The following is a 17,818-nucleotide window of genomic DNA, read 5'->3' on the forward strand; positions in this document are numbered from 1 at the left end:
GATCCGGCCGCGCCGTCAGTCCTCGCTGCGGGCTCCGAACACGATCTCGTCCCAGGAGGGCATGCCCCGGCGCCGGCGGCGCGAGCCGGAGTCTCCGTCGATCGACGACGGCGCCTCGGACTCCTCCGGAGCGGGCTCCGGCTGATAGCCCGGCTCCAGCGCGTCGAAGAGGGCGAGCGGACGGGAGTCGTCGCTCTCCTCTTCGACACGGGGACGGGCCTCGCGCTGACCGCGTCGACGGCGCAGTGCCTCCAGCAGGTCGGCGGTGTCGGACGGAGTGGCCGGGGCGAACGACGCGCTGCGCGTGGCCGCCTCCTGTGCGTTCGAGGACGACTGGGGGTGGCGTGCGGAACGCGGCTCGGGCGCGTCCGTCGATCCTTCGTCGCCGGTGGTCTCGGACGCCTCGGCCGGAGCGGCCGGCGCAGGCACGAGGCGCGGGCCGAAGGCGCCGGAGTCGAACCGGGTCTCGTCCTTGTAGGGCGACGGGCGGTCCTTGTCCAGGGCGCGCAGGCGCGGGATCAGCCCCTCCGGCAGCGAGCCCTGCCGGGACAGCTGCGTCGCATCGGCGTTGAGCGGTGCAAGGGCGCTGCGCCGCGGGTCGAAGCTCCAGCGCGCGTCGTGCTCGACCTCGTTCGCGGTGAACTCGAGCTTGACGATCCAGCCGCTGTCGTCCTTCCAGCTCGCCCACCGCTCGTCGGCCGCCGCCAGCTCGGCCAGCTTCGCCCTGATCGCGACTCCGAAGGTGGGCTGGGCGTCGGGTTCGACCTCGCTCCCGATCAGCACGGGGACCGCGAGCGCCTGGCCGACGATGTGCTCGCGCTCGGCGAGCACCGGGCCCTCGAACCGCTGCACGACCTCGAGGTCGACGCCGAGCAGCTCCGCCACCTCGGCCGCGGACATGCCCGCGCGGACATGGGCCTGGATCTCCCGGGGGCTGGCGGCGAGCGGAGCGGGCTTCTCCTCGCGTCCGGCCTTCGCCCGGCGCAGCTCGGTGCGCAGCACCTCGTCGATGGGCAGGGCGAATCGTTCCCCCGACTCGGTGGCGAGGACGAGGACGTCCTCCTCTGCGCCGACGATCGTGACGTGTTCCATGGCTTCAGCCCCTCAGGATGAGTGTCGATTCATGGTGTCATGGGCCGGGGCGGGCGCAGGGAATATCGTGGGCGCGCCGTGAGTTCCGGTGGGATGGATCGAGTGGCATTTGCGATTTGCACGCGCGTCATGCAAACTATGGGCCGCCGAACACCCCCGGCTCCCGCCACTCGCAGGATGAAAGTGGAGATCCATGGCAACCGATTACGACGCCCCGCGCAAGAGCGAAGACGAGAGCGAGTCCATCGAGGCTCTCAAGGAGCGCGTCCCCGACAAGCTGTCGGGATCGATCGATGTCGAGGATTCGGACAACCCGGGTGGCTTCGACCTTCCCGGGGCGGACCTCTCCGACGTCGAGCTCGACGTCGTGGTGCTGCCCCCGCAGGAGGACGAGTTCACCTGTGTCAGCTGTTTCCTCGTGAAGCATCGCTCACAGCTCGATCACGAGGACAAGGCAGGCCCCATCTGCAAGGAATGCGCGGCCTGATTCCTCGACGCTGCTCGCGCCCGGACCATCCTGGTTCCGGGCGCGTTCTGCGTTCTCGGGCCGAACCGGAAGCAGAAGGCCCGGAAGCAGAAGGCTCAGACCGAGGCCGCGTCCGTCGCCGCGGAGGCGCGGGCGGCCTCGATCGCGGCCGCCAGTCGATCCGGAGTGCGCGTCGAGATCGTCCAGCTCGGCGCGGGGTCGGTCGGATCGGTGTTGGGCACGATCACGACGCCGTCGATGCCGCCCCGGATGAGGTGCCAGCCGCGGGCCGGGAGCGCCGGGCCACGGGCCTGCCGGGCGTCCTCGCCGGTCCGGATCTCGGGTGCGCCGAGCCAGGAGGCGTCGATCCATGCACGGCCCGCGCGCAGAACGCGCCGATCCACCTCGACGCGCGGCGAGCCGGCGATCATCAGCGCGATGATGGCGATCGTGGCGACCACGCCGATCGCGAGGGCGATGACGGATCCGGCGGGGACGAACACCAGGGTGATCATCGGACCGCCCAGCGCTGCCGCGAGGAACAGCCAGAGGCTCGGCGCGAGACGCTCGCGATAGCGGACGACGGCGGAAGCGGGGCGGGCGTCGCCCGGTGCGTTCTGCATTAGCCTCTTTCCGTGACCGAAACCGTGGACGTTCCCATTATCGCGCCCGAGCCTCCCGTCTATGCGCACCCGGGCGACGCCGGGGCCGACCTGGTCTCGACCGAGGCGGTGCGCCTCGAGCCGGGGCAGCGGGCGCTCATCGGCACCGGCGTCAGCATCGCGCTGCCCGAGGGATACGCCGCATTCGTGGTGCCCCGCAGCGGACTGGCCGCGAAGCACGGGATCACCGTGGTGAACGCGCCGGGAACGGTCGACGCGGGGTATCGCGGCGAGATCAAGGTCAGTCTTCTGAATACGGACAGCGATGCGGCGTACGATGTCGCGGTCGGTGATCGCATCGCGCAGCTGATCGTCATGCCCGTCACCCGAGCCCGGTTCATCCCGGTCGGAACCCTCGACGAGTCGGCGCGCGGTGCGGACGGATTCGGATCCACCGGCTACCAGACCCAGAGCGCCGCCCCTGTCGGCGCGGAGGAGAACGCATGAGCGACGAAAGCACGTCCGACCTCGAGCCGACCGAGGACACGGTGTCGGCGCCCGCGCACGACCGCGCGGTCGACGGCCCGTTCGACGAGAGCGAGGCCAATCCGGTCCGTCCGTACATCGATCTCGGCGCGATCAAGATCCTTCCCCGGGAGGGCCTGAACCTGCGCCTCGAGGTGGAGGAGCAGACGCAGCGCATCGTCGCCGTGGGCCTGGACTACGCCGACTCGACGCTGCAGGTGCAGCCGTTCGCCGCTCCGCGATCGAGCGGCCTCTGGGACGAGACCCGTGCGCAGATCCAGGAGCAGATCTCGCAGCAGGGCGGCACCGTGACGGAGCGCGACGGTGCTCTGGGTGCGGAGCTCCTGGCCGAGATCCCCGCCGTCGCCGGCGACACGGCCGTCACCCGGCTCGCGCGCTTCGTCGGCGTCGACGGGCCGCGCTGGTTCCTGCGCGGCGTGATCGGCGGGGCCGCCGCCTCGGATGAGACCGCGGGCGCTGCCGTCGAGGATCTGTTCCGATCGATCGTCGTCGTCCGCGGCGGGGCTCCCATGCCGCCGCGCGACCTCATTCCGCTGCGGATGCCCGCGGCGCCCGGCACAGCGTGAGCACGGCGGGCAGACCGGAGCGGCCCGCCGAGTCGGGAGCCGAGCAGTACGTGCCGCCGCCGGCTCCGGATGCGGTGCAGAGCCTGGGTGCTGCACTCGGCGGCGCGGCGCAGCGGCTCGGTATCGATCCCGCCTCCGGCGCCAGTACCGGACACGTCGTGTGGCGCGCCATGGGCGGATGGCGCGGCGTCCTGGAGTCGGTGCTGCCCAGCGCCGCATTCCTCGTGATCTACACGCTGCGCCCCGAGCCGCTCTGGCTCTCCCTGGTCGTCTCCGTGGGCCTGGCCGCCGTCTTCTCCGTCATCCGCCTGCTGCAGCGTTCCCCGGCGGCGTCGGCCCTCGGCGGCCTCGTCGCGGTCGCGGTCGCGGCGGGACTGGCGCTCTGGACCGGCCGTGGCCAGGACAACTTCGTCCCCGGCTTCTTCACGAACGCCGCCTACGGCACCGTGCTGCTGGTCTCCGCACTCGTCGGCTGGGCGCTCATCGGCCTCGCCGCGGGCTTCCTCATGGGCGATGTACGGGGCTGGCGGCAGGAGCCGCGCAAGCGCCGGGCGTTCTTCTGGCTCACGATCGCCTGGGCGGCGCTCTTCTTCGCGCGGCTGGCCGTGCAGCTGCCGCTCTACTTCTCCGGCAATGTGCAGGCCCTCGGCACGCTGAAGCTCGTGATGGGCCTGCCGCTCTTCGCGCCGATGGTGGCGCTCACCTGGCTGGTCGTCCGCGCGCTGTATCCGGCCGGACGCGACGCCGAAGCGGTGGAGGAGCGGTCGGATCCTGCCTCCTGAGACCCGCGTGAATGACGGACTCATCCGCCGTCTCCGCGTGCTAGATTTATCTCGACGTCAAGATAAATCGACACCTTTCGCTCGCTCGCGCCGAAGCGCAGACTGGTAAGGCCCGCCTTGCTAGCCGCGCGGGGGAGCGGGCGAGCAAGATGGAGTCGCCTGTCGCTTCCATCCGAACAGAAGGAGACGGATCCGTGTCCACGGTGAACAGCTTCGGTGCCAAGAGCACCCTGACGGTCGGCAGCACCGACTACGAGATCTTCCGGATCGACACGGTCCCCGGGTACGAGAAGCTCCCGTTCAGCCTCAAGGTCCTCCTGGAGAACCTGCTTCGCACCGAGGACGGCGCGAACGTGACCAAGGCTCAGATCGAGGCGCTCGGCTCCTGGGACCCGGCCGCCCAGCCCGACACCGAGATCCAGTTCACGCCGGCCCGCGTCGTCATGCAGGACTTCACCGGCGTGCCCTGCATCGTCGACCTCGCGACCATGCGCGAGGCCGTCACCGCCCTCGGCGGCGACCCGAGCAAGATCAACCCGCTCTCGCCCGCCGAGATGGTGATCGACCACTCCGTCATCGCCGATCTGTTCGGCCGCCCCGACGCGATCGAGCGCAACGTCGAGATCGAGTACGAGCGCAACGGCGAGCGCTACCAGTTCCTGCGCTGGGGCCAGACCGCGTTCGACGACTTCAAGGTCGTCCCCCCGGGCACTGGCATCGTGCACCAGGTGAACATCGAGCACCTGGCCAAGGTCATCTACGACCGCTCCGTCGACGGCGTCCTGCGCGCCTACCCCGACACCTGCGTCGGCACCGACTCGCACACCACGATGGTCAACGGCCTGGGCGTGCTGGGCTGGGGCGTCGGCGGCATCGAGGCCGAGGCCGCCATGCTCGGCCAGCCTGTCTCCATGCTCATCCCGCGCGTCGTGGGCTTCAAGCTCACGGGTGAGATCCCCGCCGGGGTCACCGCGACCGACGTCGTGCTCACGATCACCGACATGCTGCGCCAGCACGGCGTGGTAGGCAAGTTCGTCGAGTTCTACGGCGCCGGCGTCGCATCTGTGCCGCTCGCCAACCGCGCCACGATCGGCAACATGTCGCCGGAGTTCGGCTCCACGGCCGCGATCTTCCCGATCGACGACGTCACGCTCGACTACCTGCGCCTGACCGGTCGCGACGAGCAGGCCGTGGCCCTCGTCGAGGCCTACGCGAAGCAGCAGTCGCTCTGGCACGACGCCGCGAACGAGCCCGGTTTCAGTGAGTACCTCGAGCTCGACCTCTCCACCGTCGTGCCCTCGATCGCCGGCCCGAAGCGTCCGCAGGACCGCATCCTCCTCTCCGAGGCGAAGGCGCAGTTCGAGAAGGACATCCTGAACTACGCGACCGGTCCGATCGACGTCGCCGACTCCGGCTCGTTCCCCGCCTCCGACCCGGGATCCGTGCCCGGCGAGGAGATCGAGACCAACGAGATCCCGGTCGTGCTCAACTCCGGTGCGCCCACCGAGGCGTCCAAGCCGGTCAAGGTCAAGACGCCCGACGGGCAGAAGTACATCCTCGACAACGGCGCGGTGACCCTCGCGGCCATCACCTCCTGCACGAACACGTCGAACCCGTCGGTCATGATCGCCGCGGGTCTGCTCGCCCGGAACGCCCTCGCCAAGGGACTGAAGCAGAAGCCGTGGGTCAAGACCACGCTCGGCCCCGGATCCAAGGTCGTCACCGATTACTACGAGAAGTCGGGCCTCGACAAGGACCTCGAGGGTCTCGGCTTCTACACCGTCGGCTACGGCTGCACGATCTGCATCGGGAACTCCGGTCCGCTGATCGAGGAGGTCTCCGCCGCGATCAACGAGAACGACCTCGCGGTCACCGCGGTGCTCTCCGGCAACCGCAACTTCGAGGGCCGGATCAGCCCCGACGTGAAGATGAACTACCTCGCCAGCCCGCCGCTGGTCGTCGCCTACGCCCTCGCCGGGTCGATGAACTTCGACTTCGACACCCAGGCGCTCGGCACCGACGGCGAGGGCAAGGAGGTGTTCCTCAAGGACGTCTGGCCCGACCCCGCCGAGGTGCAGCAGATCATCGACTCGTCGATCTCTCGCGACCAGTTCATCAAGCAGTACGCGACCGTGTTCGACGGCGACGAGCGCTGGACCAGCCTGCCCACCCCGACCGGCCCGGTCTTCGAGTGGGACGCCGACTCGACCTACGTGCGCAAGGCGCCGTACTTCGACGGGATGCAGGCGGAGCCGGCGCCGGTCACCGACATCTCGGGCGCCCGCGTGCTCGCGACGCTCGGCGACTCGGTCACGACCGACCACATCTCGCCCGCCGGCAACATCAAGGCCGGCACCCCGGCCGCGCAGTACCTCACCGAGCACGGCGTCGCGCAGAAGGACTTCAACTCCTACGGCTCGCGCCGTGGCAACCACGAGGTCATGATCCGCGGCACGTTCGCCAACATCCGGCTGAAGAACGCGCTGGTCAAGGCGGTCAACGACGGGCAGCAGATCGAGGGCGGTTACACCCGCGACTTCACCCAGGCCGGTGGCCCGCAGTCGTACATCTTCGACGCCTCGACCAACTACCAGGCACAGGGCACCCCGCTGGTGATCTTCGGCGGCAAGGAGTACGGATCCGGATCCTCCCGCGACTGGGCGGCGAAGGGCACGAACCTCCTCGGCGTCAAGGCGGTCATCACCGAGAGCTTCGAGCGGATCCACCGCTCGAACCTCATCGGCATGGGTGTCGTCCCGCTGCAGTTCCCCGCCGGCGAGTCCTGGGAGTCCCTGGGCCTGGACGGCACCGAGATCGTCTCGATCGCGGGTCTCGAGGAGCTGAACGAGGGCACCACTCCCAAGACGGTGCGCGTCACCGCCGAGCCGAGCGAGTTCTCGCCCGAGGGCAAGCAGACGGTCGAGTTCGACGCGGTCGTGCGCATCGACACCCCCGGTGAGGCCGACTACTACCGCAACGGCGGCATCCTGCAGTACGTGCTGCGCTCGCTGGTCTGATCCACGCACGCGATTCGGGGCCGGTTCCTTCGGGAGCCGGCCCCGTTCGCGTGTGCGCTCCGCGCCCACCGCCGCGTGTCGGCATCCGCACGCCGTGCGACGCGTGTCGGCGTCCGCACCCGCGATAGCATCCGTGGGTGGAACACGAGGAGGCGCCCTTTACGGTGGCAGTCGGCGAAGGGGCTCCCGTCTCCGTCCGCAAGCGCGTCGGCCGCCCTCTGCTGGTTCTCGCTGCCGCCGCGGTGGTGCTGTTCGGCGGCTGGGAAGCGGCAGCCGCACAGTTCGCTCCCGCGTCGGTCGTCGCTGCGGCCGTTCTCGTGTCGGCGGCAGTCGTGCTGGCGGCCTTCGGCGAGCTCGCCTACCGGGATCTGACTTCCGGCGCCATCGATCGGTACGTGCTGGCGTGGGCCGGATCGCTGTTCGCCTGCGGAGTCGCGCTGTCCTTCGGCGTGATCGGGTGGATCCCCCTGGCTGGGGCCGGCTGGGTCCTCGCGGGCCAGAGGTTCGCCCCGGTGAGGCGGATCCGGAGGGCGATGCCGCACCGGCGCTGGAGGACCACGGTGACCGCGTCGGCGGCGACCGGAGTCGTCTGCATGCTCCTTCTCCCGCTGGCCGTCGGCCTGGGGTCCCTTCCGCTGATCGTGATCGTGATGGCGGGACGCATCGTGGCGCCACTCTTCTTCGGCTTCGCCCTCCGATGCCGGGGCCGCACGACGTACTCCGGTGCTCCGGCCGACGACTGAGCCAGGACCTTCGGCGACGCGAGGCGCGCCGCCGCGTGTCGGCGTCCGCCTCGCCCCGCGACGCGTGCAGGAGATCGCGACGCATGCAGGAGCTGGTCGGGGAATCGATCCTGGAGGCGCCGTGGGATCCTGCACGCGTCACGAATGCTCGGCGATCAACGAGGTCGTGACGCCGCCCCGACGTAACGGGACGAGGGGCGCAGGATCTTGCCGTCCTGCACCTGTTCGCAGGCATGCGCGCCCCATCCGATGAGCCGCGCCGAGGCGAAGGTCGGGGTGAACAGCTCGCGGGGGATGCCGCACGCCTCCATGACGACCGCGGCGTAGAGCTCGACGTTCGTGCGCAGGGCTCGCCCGGGCTTGAGCTCGTCCAGGACGCGCAGCACGGTCTGCTCCACGGTCACGGCGAGGTCCACGCGGTCCGTCGCCAGTCCGTCGGCGCGCAGCCGCTGAGCGACGCCGCGCAGCAGGCGGGAACGGGGATCCTCCGTGCGGTAGACGGCGTGTCCGAACCCCATGATCCGGCCGCCGTGCTGCACGCGCTCGCGCACCCAGGCGTCCGCACGCTCGGGTGCGCCGATGTCGTCCAGCATGTCCAGAGTGCGCGCCGGAGCGCCCCCGTGCAGCGGCCCGGACAGCGCTCCGAGCGCGCCGCCGACGCACGACGCGAGGTCGGCGCCGGTGGACGCGATGACCCGTGCCGTGAACGTCGACGCGTTGAAGCCATGGTCGATCGCCGCCGTCAGATAGGTCCCCAGGGCCGTGGCGAGGCGGATGTCGGGCGTGACGCCCGTGAGCATGCGCAGATAGTCGGTGACCGGGTCGAGATCTCCGTCGGGCTCGATCGGATCCTGACCCGTGCTCCAGCGGTGCAGCGCGGCGATCAGGGCCGGCGCGACCGCGGCGAGGCGGATCGCGTCATCGATCCGCTCGGTCTCCGTCTCGTCGTAGAGCGCCCGCCTGCCGTCCGCGGACGAGATCAGGGCGAGTCCGGTGCGCAGCTGGGCCATGGGGTCCAGCGCCGACGTCGCGATCGCCGACAGTGATCCGTGCAGACTTTCGGGGATCGCGCGCGCGGAAGCCGTGCGCGCGCGAAAGGCCGCGGCCTCCGCGCCGTCCTGGGGGAGGCCGCCCAGCGCGACCAGGTGCCAGGCGTCCTCGAAACGGGCCTCGGTGGCGAGCTCCACCCCGGAGACTCCGCGGTAGTGGAAGAAGCCCTCCTCGCCGCGGACGTCGCCGATCGCGGTCTCTGCGACGACCACGTTGGTGAGTCCTCGCGGGACGTCGATGAGCTGCGTGTCGTTGCGATCGATGGTGATGGCCATGTCGGCTCCTCTCTGGCGAGTCGCGGATGGCGGCTCTGTGCTCCTCGGAGCCGCGATGCGGCTCCTCGCTCACCCTGCATAGTGGATCCGGATATCGTCAATGTTGATCGGATCAATGAGAGGAGCCGACGATGGACGCACTCACGGCCGCGCAGACCGCGGCGCGGCTCGGCGTACGGACGGAGACGCTCTACGCGTACGTCTCGCGCGGCCTGATCTCGCGGGAGCGCGGAGCGCACGGCTCCCTTTTCGACCCGCTCGAGGTGGAGCGCTTCGCCCGTGCTCGCCGCCGCGTGACCTCGCCCTCGCACGGCGCGGCCCGCGCTGCCGGCGCCGACGGGAGCCCGCTGGCGGTCATCGACACCGACATCGCCTTGATCGAGGACGGCGAGCTCTGGGTCCGCGGCATCCCGATCGACGAGCTGGTCGCGGGAGAGGGCGGTCCGCCGAGGTTCGACGCCGTCGTGCGGTGGCTCTTCGCCCGCACCGACCTGCCGGCGGAGGACGCGCCGCCGCTGGAACGGCCCGACAGCGCAGCGGCGCGCCGGGTGGTCGCCGCGCTGCCCGTCGCCGCCGGGGCGTTCAGCCGCCTGCTCGCCGCGGTCGCGGCTCTCGCGGCGGAGGATCCCGAGCGCTACGACCTCCGCGCGGAGACCGTGGCGCGGGTGGCGCCCCGTCTCGTCGCGGGGCTCGTCGACGCGCTTCCGACGGTCGGCACGGAGCGGGAGGCGAAGGATGAGCCGGCACCGGACCGCAGCGCGGAGGAGGAGCACGTCGCGGCGCGGCTCTGGCCTCGTCTCACGGCCCTTTCGGCATCGCCCGACCGGCTGCGGGTGCTCGACGCCGCACTCGTCCTGCTCGTCGACCACGACATGGCGGCATCGACGCTCGCCGCGCGGGCGGCGGCGTCGGCGCGCGCCCACCCGTACGCGGTCGTGGCGGCCGGATTCGGCGCCCTCGACTCCGCTCTGCACGGCGCCGTGAGCGCCGCCGTGCACGCGCTGCTGCGGCAGGTGCAGGACGGCGAGGATCCGGCGGCGGCGGTCGCGACCGCGACGCGTCTCGGCGGCGCGGGGATCCCCGGCTTCGGGCAGCTGCTGTATCCGGACGGTGATCCTCGCGCGCGGCTGCTGCTGCGACGGATGCGGGAGACCTCGGATCCGCGGGCTCGGGCGGCGCTGGATCTGGCGGACCGGGTCACCGCCGTCGTGCATGCCAGGACGGGCCTTCACCCGACCATCGATCTCGCGCTGGCCGTGATGGCGCTGGCCTGGGACATGCCCGCGGACGCCGGGGAGACCGTCTTCGCCGTCGCGCGCTCCGCCGGCTGGTGCGTGCATGCGCAGGACGAGTACGGACGGGCTCCGCTGCGGTTGCGGCCGATCGGGCACTACGTCGGTCCGGATGCGGCGGATGTCCAGCGCCCCGGGAGCAATGCTCGGTAGTCTTGGTCGGTGCTGCGGGCTCCGGCTCGCGGTTCCCGTTTCGTTTCAGGAGGCAGATACGGTGGCGATCCTTCCCGGCATCTCCGGTCCCCGCGACCTCGATCGGCTCACCCCCGAACAGCTCGTGCAGCTGGCCGCGGAGGTCCGCTCGTTCCTGATCGAGAACGTGGCCCGCACGGGCGGCCACCTCGGACCGAACCTCGGAGTCGTCGAGCTGACGATCGCCCTGCATCGGGTGTTCTCCTCGCCGGATGACCCGATCATCTTCGACACCGGCCATCAGTCGTACGTGCACAAGCTCCTCACCGGGCGTCAGGACTTCTCCGCGCTGCGCTCGCGCGGAGGTCTGGCCGGCTACCCGCAGCGATCGGAGAGCCCGCATGACGTCGTCGAGTCCTCGCACGCCTCCAGCTCGCTGAGCTGGGCCGACGGGATCTCCCGCGCCTTCACCGCGACGGGACGCGAGGACCGCCACGTCGTCGCGGTCGTCGGCGACGGGGCGCTCACCGGTGGGATGACGTGGGAGGCGCTCAACAACATCTCCGATGACAACGAGCGCAACCTCGTCATCGTCGTGAACGACAACGGCCGCTCCTACGCCCCGACGATCGGCGGAATGGCGCGGTACATGAACCGCGTGCGCACGGCGGGCGTGTACCGCGACCTGCATCAGAAGTCGGATCGGTTCTTCCGTGCGTTCGGCCCGGTCGGGCGGGCGTTCTACCGCGGCGTGCGAGGCGGTACGCACGGCTTCCTCTCGCGCTTCTCGAACAACGAGGAGCTGTACTCGAACCTCGACATCAAGTACCTGGGCCCGGTGGACGGGCACGACATCCCGTCGCTCCTCGAGACGCTGCAGCTCGCCAAGGACTTCGGCGCGCCGGTCATCGTGCACGTGATCACAGAGAAGGGGCGCGGCTATCAGCCGGCGCTCGATGACGAAGCGGATCAGTTCCACGCCGTGAACAAGATCGATCCGAAGACGGGAACGCCCCTCGCCGCGACGAGCACGGGATGGACCGATGTGTTCGCCGAGTCGCTGGTCGACGTCGGCGCGCGCACGCCGAACGTCATCGCCATGACGGCGGCGATGCTGCGCCCGACCGGGCTCGCTCCCTTCGCCGAGCGCTTCCCGGACCGGGTCTACGACGTGGGCATCGCCGAGCAGCACGCGGTCGCATCCGCGGCGGGGCTCGCGTACGGGGGACTGCACCCCGTCGTCGCCCTGTACGCCACCTTCATGGGACGTGCGTTCGATCAGGTGCTCATGGACGTCGGCCTGCATCGCGCGGGCGTCACGTTCGTGCTCGACCGGGCCGGCGTCACGGGCCCCGACGGCCCCAGCCATCACGGGCTGTGGGATCTGTCGATGCTGCAGATCGTGCCGGGGATCAGGATCGCCGCCCCGCGCGACGGTGAGCGGCTTCGTGAAGAGCTGGAGGAGGCCGTCGCGGTGGACGACGCGCCCACCGTGATCCGCTTCCCGAAGGGGGCCGTGACGCCCGAGATCCCGGCTCTGGAGCGCCTGCACGACGGTGTGGACGTGCTGTCGCGCGGCGAGAGCGAGGATGTGCTGCTGGTCGGGATCGGCCCGTTCGCGACGCTCGCCCTCGATGTGGCGGAACGGCTCAGGGCGCAGGGGATCGGCGCGACCGTGATCGACCCGCGCTGGGCGATCCCCGTGCAGCCGTCGGTCGTCGAGCTCGCGGCCCGGCATCGCCTCGTCATCACGCTCGAGGACGGCATCCGCGTCGGCGGCGTCGGCACACGCGTGCGTCAGGTGCTGCGCGAGGCCGGCATCGACACGGCGGTCGACGAGCTCGGCCTGCCCGACGAGTACATCGACCACGCGAGCCGGGAGCAGATCCTGGAGGACGCGGGGCTCACCGCCGGCAAGATCGCCCAGGACGTGGTCGCGCAGGTGCTCGGCACGAGGGTTCCGATCGCACGCCCGACGGGCGAGATGCCGTTGCACACGGGCGCGGTCGACATCGTCGCGGGCCGCACCGTCGACTCGGACGCCGAGGAGCGCAGGCGGCTCTGACGCGCCTTGGCCCGGAACGCTCGGAGGTCACCGAGAGGCGGTCGCGGGGATTCGCCGACGGCGGCGGAACCACGCCGGGGTCTTCAGCCCCCGGTCGGCGCGCAGCGCGATGGAGGCGGTTCTCGCCCACCCGAGCGGGATGGCCGCGCTGCCGGCGAGGAAGCCGGTGACGAGGAACGCGCTCATCAGGCTGATCTGGTCCCGGAACAGCAGATGTGAGATGGCGAGCGAGACGGCGCCCGAGAAGACGGTGCCGAACACGCACCAGGCCAGCAGGTGCGTGCGGAACGTCCGGACCCGGACCAGAGCGCGTCCCAGCAGGAGAGCGGGAAGGATCCCGATCACCGTGGCGATCAGGCTGAAGGGAACGGCGTAGGCGCCCACGAAGAGCACGAGTCCGATCGAGCCGCCCAGCGCGGAGAGGAAGACCTCGATCGAGGGCCCGTCATGGACCATCCCCATGACCAGGCTCGCCAGCTCGGAGAGGATCACGAAGAGCGCGAAGTGCAGGGCGACCGCGCGTGCCGCGCCGCTCGCGAACTCGCCGGAGTCGAACGCCATCGGCTTCGCCGGCGTCCGGAGAGAGGGCCAGGCCTGCGTCGGAGGCGTGGGCCGAACGGTCTCGGCGCTCACGGCCGCACGTCCGCGATCTGGTCGAGGAGATCGCGCGTGACGCCGCGAACTCCGGGAACCCGCAGGAACGGCAGCGCGACGGCGAACAGCCGTAGGCCGGTGTCCAGCAGACGGGTCGTCTTCGCCTGCCCCGGCGACTCGTCGTAGGTCCACCGTAGGATCAGGGCCAGGTACATCGGGAAGAGCGCCTCCGGAAGGCGTTCGGCGATGTCCTCGGGAAGGCGATGAGAGGCCCCGCCGACGACCTCGCGGAGCAGCCCGATGGTCATGTCGCGCGCGGGGGAGGACTCCACCGAGAGCGGGTTGATCGGCGAGTCGGGGGAGACCATCGCGCTGAGGAACCCCGGAGCCACCGCGCGATACGCGCCGACCGTCTCGAGTCCGGTCTCGAAGAACACGCGCAGGCGGTCGACGAGCCCGGTCACTCCGTCCAGCCGCGGGCGCGCCGCCGCCCCGTGGTCCCGCTGCTGCTGGTCGTAGAGCTCCTGGACCAGGTGTTCCTTGGAGGGGAAGTAGTAGTAGGCGTTGCCGACGGAGACGCCGGCCTCCTTGGCGATTAGGCGGATCGTGGTGTCGGGATAGCCGCGTTCGACGAACGAGGCCATCGCCGCGTCGCGGATCCGCGCCCTGGTCGCCTCCGCCTTGGGGGTGAGGGGCTTCTGGGAGGCGTCCGCCGATGAACTGAACATGTTCAAAGAATACCCCTGCGGAGTCGTCGCGTCCAACCGGTCGTCAGCGCGAGGTCGCTCAGGCGAGGTCGGCCAGCGTCTCGGCGACCAGGGACGTGACCGCGTCGTGCGCGCGGATGCGATCGTCGTCGACGAGGCCGATGCGCGTGCGGCGGTCGAGCACGTCGTCGGCGGTGAGCGCACCCTCCGCCCGCACGGCGAACTCCACTTCCGCGCGCGTGATGTCGAGACCCGGTGCGACCTGTGCGCGAGGATCCGCGCACCGGGCCCGGGCCAGGATCCCTTCCGCTTCGGCTCCGTACCGCCAGCCGAGCGAGCCTCTCCCGGGCCACGGCGCCGCGATCGCGCCGACGAGCGGCAGCCGGGCCGTGCGTGAGGGGCCGACCGGGAGTGCCGCGAGAGCGACCGCTCGATCGACCGCATCCTCCGCCATCTTCCGATAGGTGGTGAGCTTGCCTCCGAGCACGTTCACGAAGCCGCCGTCCGACAGGGCGACGAGGTGACGTCGTGAGATGTCCGCGGTGGATGCGGCCTCCGTGTCGACCAGCGGTCTGAGGCCCGCGTAGGCTCCGCGCACCTGATCACGTCTCACGGGGGTGCGCAGCCCCGGGTTGAGCGTGTCGAGCAGGAAACGGATCTCGGCTTCGGTCGGCGCGGCGACGGCGGGAACGGGGCCGGGAGCGTCCTCGTCCGTGAGCCCGACGACCACGCGCCCGAGCTGCTGCGGGAGCGCGAACACGAAACGGCTGATCGATCCCGGGTGCGGCATCGTGAGTGCCGCGGTCGGTCCGCCGAGCGCTTCCGCGTCGAGCACGATGTGCGTGCCGCGGCTCGGACGCATCCTGATCGCGTCGTCGAGCTGCCCGGCCCAGACGCCGGTGGCGTTCACCACCGCTCGTGCGCGCAGCTCGAGCCTCTCGCCGGAGAGCGCATCCTCCACATGGGCCCCGTGGCGATGCAGGCTGAGCGCGCGCACCCGGGTGAGGATCCGCGCACCATGCGCCGCCGCGGTGCGCGCGACCGCGACGACGAGCCGCGCGTCGTCGACGAGCTGGCCGTCGGCGGCGAGCACGGCGCCGTGCAGGCCGACCGGATCGAGTGCGGGGACCATCCGCCGTGCCGTGCGCGCCGAGATCGGACGAGGTCCGGGGAGCACCGCCGCGGGAGTTCCGGCACGAAGCCGCAGCAGGTCGCCGAGGGCGAAACCGACCGCCCCCACGGCGCGCTGCCGCATGGTCACGGCAGGGGAGAAGGGGAGCAGCTGGGGCATCGGACGGATGAGGTGCGGGGCGATCCGCGTCATCAGCAGATGCCGCTCGAGCGCGCTCTCCCGCGCCGTCGCGACGTCGCCGGTCGCCAGGTAGCGCAGGCCGCCGTGGACGAGCTTCGAGCTGAAGCGGCTCGTGCCGAACGCGAGGTCCTCGGCCTCGATGAGTGCGACGCTCAACCCTCTGGCGGCCGCGTCGAGCGCGACGCCGGCGCCGGTGATTCCGCCGCCCACGACGAGCAGATCGGCCACCTGCTCCGCGGCGAGCGCGAGCTCGCGGCGACGTCGTGCGGCGTCGAGCTTCGAGGATCCGGTCACGGTCGCAGCAGCCCCTCCAGCGCGGCGCGCAGTTCGCGTTCCCAGGACGCCTCATCGATCAGCTCGCTCACCGTGTTGTGCGAGAGTAGCGCCGACTGCGTGATGAGCAGCAGCATCACGGCCATGGCCTGCGGATCGTCGCGACGCACGGAGCCGCCGCGCTGCGCCGCATCGATCGCGACGGCGAGCCAGGCGAGGATCGCCCGCTGGCTGGATCCGACCCGTTCCAGGGTGTAGCGGGTGAACGACGCCGGTTCCTCCTCCAGCAGATGCCGGTAGACGGGATCGGCGCGGAACCGGGCGGCGAAGCGCAGCACGTCGTCGACGATCTCGGATCGACTGGTCGCGGGCTCATCGAACGCCGTGAGGATGCCGACGACGCGGCGCAGCAGCGCGGACCGCACCGCGTCGTCGGCGTCCGACCAGCTGCGGTAGATCGTCGGGCGGCTGACTCCGGCGCGCCGGGCGAGCTCGGCGATCGTCACGCCGTGCACGCCGCGGGACGCGATGAGGGCGTCGGCGGCGTCGAGGATCCGCGTCTGGGTCGCGTCCCAGGAGGGGAGCGCGGGATCGAAAGCGTCTTGACGTTTTGTCATGATCTGTCACACTGTAACGCATGAGGACCGAGAGCGGCAGACCTGCCGGGAGCGACGACGCTGTGGCGATGACCGAGGTCGCGCCGATGCGCTGGGACGGCTGGGGCGACCCGGCGCGCGCGGATGCGCTGCCCTTCGCCGTGCGGTCCCTGCTGCCGCTCCTCCTGGGCCGTGTGCGTCGCCCTGCCCCCGGACCCGCGCTCGATGAGGTGCGGCTCGACGATCCCGCGCTCACCGCCGCGGATCTCGACGCATTCCGTGCCCTGCTCGGCGCAGAGCACGTCCGCACGGATGCCGAGAGCCGCATCCGGCATGCGGGTGGCCGGTCGACACCGGATCTGCTGCGGCGCCGCGATGTGGTCCAGGCCGCGCCGGACGCGATCCTTGCGCCGGGAGGTCACGACGAGGTCGCCGCGTGCCTGCGCCTGGCCTCGGAGCGCGGCATCGCCGTCATCCCGTTCGGCGGCGGGACGAGCGTCGTCGGCGCCCTCGACCCCGAACGCGGGGAACAGCGCGCGGTGGTGAGCCTGGATCTCGGCCGGCTCAGCGGTCTGCTCGACTACGACGCGATCAGCGCGGAGGCCGTGCTCGCCGCGGGCACGACGGGGCCGGAGGCCGAGCGCCTGCTCGCCGAGCACGGCATGGAACTCGGCCATTACCCGCAGAGTTTCCGTTACGCGACCATCGGCGGATTCGCCGCGGCGCGCTCGTCCGGGCAGAACTCGGCCGGCTACGGGCGTTTCGAAGCGATGGTCACCGGCATCAGGGTGGCCACCCCGACGGGCGACATCGACCTCGGCCGCTCGCCGGGGAGCGCCGCAGGACCCGATCTGGTGCGCCTGTTCCTCGGATCCGAGGGCATCTTCGGCGTCATCACCGAGGTGCGCGTGCGCGTGCATCCCGTGCCGGCCGAACGGGTGCTGGAATCCTGGACGTTCCCGGACTTCGCCGCCGGCGCCGCGGCCCTGCGGCACATCGCGCAGCACGGCGGTGGTCCGACCGTCATCCGGCTCTCCGACGAGACCGAGACGGGGGTGAGTCTCGCGCAGGTCGGCAAGATCGGCAAGGCACTCGCGAAGGGGGCGAGCGTGGTCACCGTGTTCGAGGGTGAGGATGTCGCAGCGCGGCGCGCCCGCACCGCCGCGGCGCTGCAGGCCGCCGGCGGCACGTCGCTCGGCGAGGGCGCAGCGGAGGACTGGCTGCGCACCCGCTTCGACGGTCCCTACCTCCGTGATGCGCTGCTCGATGCCGGCGTCTTCTGCGAGACGCTCGAGACCGCCACGACCTGGTCGCGCCTGGCCGGCCTGCGTGATGCGGTGACCACGACGCTCAAGTCGGGTTTCGCCGAGTCCGGGCGCAAGGCGTTCGTCATGTGCCACATCTCCCACATCTATCCGACCGGTGCGTCGCTGTACTTCACCGTGCTGGCGCCGCTCGGCGACGAGCCGCTCCCGGCGTGGGCGAGGATCAAGCACGCCGTCGGCGACGCGATCATGTCCGCGGGAGGCACGATCAGCCACCATCACGCGGTGGGCCGTGATCACGCGCCCTGGCTCGCCGAGGAGATCGGGGAGACGGGCATCCGCATCCTCCGAGCGGTGAAGCGGGAACTGGACCCGCACGGCATCATGAACCCCGGCGCCGTGCTCGGATCCGTCGCGGTCACGGAACATCCGGGAGAGTAGCC

Annotated in this window: 16 protein-coding genes; 9 read left to right on the plus strand and 7 right to left on the minus strand. The window is 71.1% G+C overall.

Annotation, left to right across the window (positions count from 1 at the left end; all coding sequences use genetic code 11):
• Positions 1–15: 15 nt before the first annotated feature.
• Positions 16–1,092: a septation protein SepH gene (gene sepH, locus WFJ01_RS03780; protein ID WP_336628254.1), complete on the minus strand. Its 1,077-nt coding sequence runs from the start codon at positions 1,090–1,092 to the stop codon at positions 16–18.
• Positions 1,093–1,285: 193 nt separating this feature from the next.
• Here sepH and WFJ01_RS03785 point away from each other — a divergent pair, with 193 nt between their 5' ends.
• Positions 1,286–1,579, plus strand: coding sequence for a DUF4193 domain-containing protein (locus tag WFJ01_RS03785; protein WP_233310015.1), 294 nt, complete (start codon positions 1,286–1,288; stop codon positions 1,577–1,579).
• A gap of 95 nt (positions 1,580–1,674) precedes the next feature.
• Here WFJ01_RS03785 and WFJ01_RS03790 read toward each other — a convergent pair whose 3' ends face one another.
• The gene (locus tag WFJ01_RS03790) at positions 1,675–2,181 is read right to left on the minus strand and encodes a DUF3093 domain-containing protein (RefSeq protein WP_336628255.1); all 507 of its coding nucleotides are present in this window, start codon (positions 2,179–2,181) and stop codon (positions 1,675–1,677) included.
• A 12-nt stretch (positions 2,182–2,193) separates the two neighbouring features.
• Here WFJ01_RS03790 and dut point away from each other — a divergent pair, with 12 nt between their 5' ends.
• The 5 genes from dut (at position 2,194) to WFJ01_RS03815 (ending at position 7,814) form a co-directional block, all read left to right on the plus strand.
• Positions 2,194–2,667 (plus strand): dUTP diphosphatase, encoded by a 474-nt coding sequence (gene dut / locus WFJ01_RS03795; protein ID WP_251439557.1) that lies wholly within the window; start codon positions 2,194–2,196, stop codon positions 2,665–2,667.
• Positions 2,664–3,272: a DUF3710 domain-containing protein gene (locus tag WFJ01_RS03800; RefSeq protein ID WP_251439558.1), complete on the plus strand. Its 609-nt coding sequence runs from the start codon at positions 2,664–2,666 to the stop codon at positions 3,270–3,272. The genes dut and WFJ01_RS03800 overlap by 4 nt, the downstream gene beginning before the upstream one ends.
• Positions 3,269–4,054 carry a DUF3159 domain-containing protein gene (locus WFJ01_RS03805; RefSeq protein WP_442928018.1) on the plus strand — a complete coding sequence of 262 codons (786 nt, stop codon included), beginning with the start codon at positions 3,269–3,271 and terminating at the stop codon, positions 4,052–4,054. The genes WFJ01_RS03800 and WFJ01_RS03805 overlap by 4 nt, the downstream gene beginning before the upstream one ends.
• Positions 4,055–4,248: 194 nt before the next feature.
• Positions 4,249–7,071, plus strand: a complete 2,823-nt coding sequence (gene acnA, locus WFJ01_RS03810) for an aconitate hydratase AcnA (protein WP_292880284.1) — start codon at positions 4,249–4,251, stop codon at positions 7,069–7,071.
• Positions 7,072–7,208: 137 nt separating this feature from the next.
• Positions 7,209–7,814, plus strand: a complete 606-nt coding sequence (locus tag WFJ01_RS03815) for a hypothetical protein (protein WP_336628256.1) — start codon at positions 7,209–7,211, stop codon at positions 7,812–7,814.
• Between the two features lie 155 nt (positions 7,815–7,969).
• On the opposite strand, the gene WFJ01_RS03820 is transcribed toward WFJ01_RS03815, so the two are convergent.
• Positions 7,970–9,139 (minus strand): citrate synthase, encoded by a 1,170-nt coding sequence (locus WFJ01_RS03820; RefSeq protein WP_336628257.1) that lies wholly within the window; start codon positions 9,137–9,139, stop codon positions 7,970–7,972.
• 131 nt (positions 9,140–9,270) lie between these two features.
• Here WFJ01_RS03820 and WFJ01_RS03825 point away from each other — a divergent pair, with 131 nt between their 5' ends.
• Positions 9,271–10,584, plus strand: coding sequence for a citrate synthase (locus WFJ01_RS03825; RefSeq protein ID WP_336628258.1), 1,314 nt, complete (start codon positions 9,271–9,273; stop codon positions 10,582–10,584).
• A 61-nt stretch (positions 10,585–10,645) separates the two neighbouring features.
• The gene (gene dxs, locus WFJ01_RS03830) at positions 10,646–12,628 is read left to right on the plus strand and encodes a 1-deoxy-D-xylulose-5-phosphate synthase (protein ID WP_336628259.1); all 1,983 of its coding nucleotides are present in this window, start codon (positions 10,646–10,648) and stop codon (positions 12,626–12,628) included.
• 27 nt (positions 12,629–12,655) lie between these two features.
• Here dxs and WFJ01_RS03835 read toward each other — a convergent pair whose 3' ends face one another.
• From WFJ01_RS03835 to WFJ01_RS03850, 4 genes are all read right to left on the minus strand, one after another.
• On the minus strand, positions 12,656–13,189 hold the full coding sequence (locus tag WFJ01_RS03835) for a hypothetical protein (protein WP_336628260.1): 534 nt from the start codon (positions 13,187–13,189) through the stop codon (positions 12,656–12,658).
• Between the two features lie 68 nt (positions 13,190–13,257).
• Positions 13,258–13,950 (minus strand): TetR/AcrR family transcriptional regulator, encoded by a 693-nt coding sequence (locus tag WFJ01_RS03840; protein WP_251439573.1) that lies wholly within the window; start codon positions 13,948–13,950, stop codon positions 13,258–13,260.
• Positions 13,951–14,008: 58 nt separating this feature from the next.
• Entirely contained in the window at positions 14,009–15,535 is a 1,527-nt protein-coding gene (locus WFJ01_RS03845; protein WP_336628261.1) for a glycerol-3-phosphate dehydrogenase/oxidase, read from the minus strand.
• Complete coding sequence (locus WFJ01_RS03850) at positions 15,532–16,131, minus strand: TetR/AcrR family transcriptional regulator (RefSeq protein WP_336628262.1); 600 nt, start codon at positions 16,129–16,131, stop codon at positions 15,532–15,534. Before WFJ01_RS03850 ends, WFJ01_RS03845 begins: the two co-directional genes overlap by 4 nt.
• A 20-nt stretch (positions 16,132–16,151) precedes the next feature.
• On the opposite strand from WFJ01_RS03850, the gene WFJ01_RS03855 reads away from it, so the two are divergent.
• Positions 16,152–17,816 (plus strand): FAD-binding oxidoreductase, encoded by a 1,665-nt coding sequence (locus WFJ01_RS03855; protein ID WP_336628263.1) that lies wholly within the window; start codon positions 16,152–16,154, stop codon positions 17,814–17,816.
• The last annotated feature ends 2 nt before the right edge of the window (positions 17,817–17,818 follow it).

The organism is Microbacterium sp. MMO-35 (assembly GCF_037147555.1).
GTDB lineage: Bacteria > Actinomycetota > Actinomycetes > Actinomycetales > Microbacteriaceae > Microbacterium.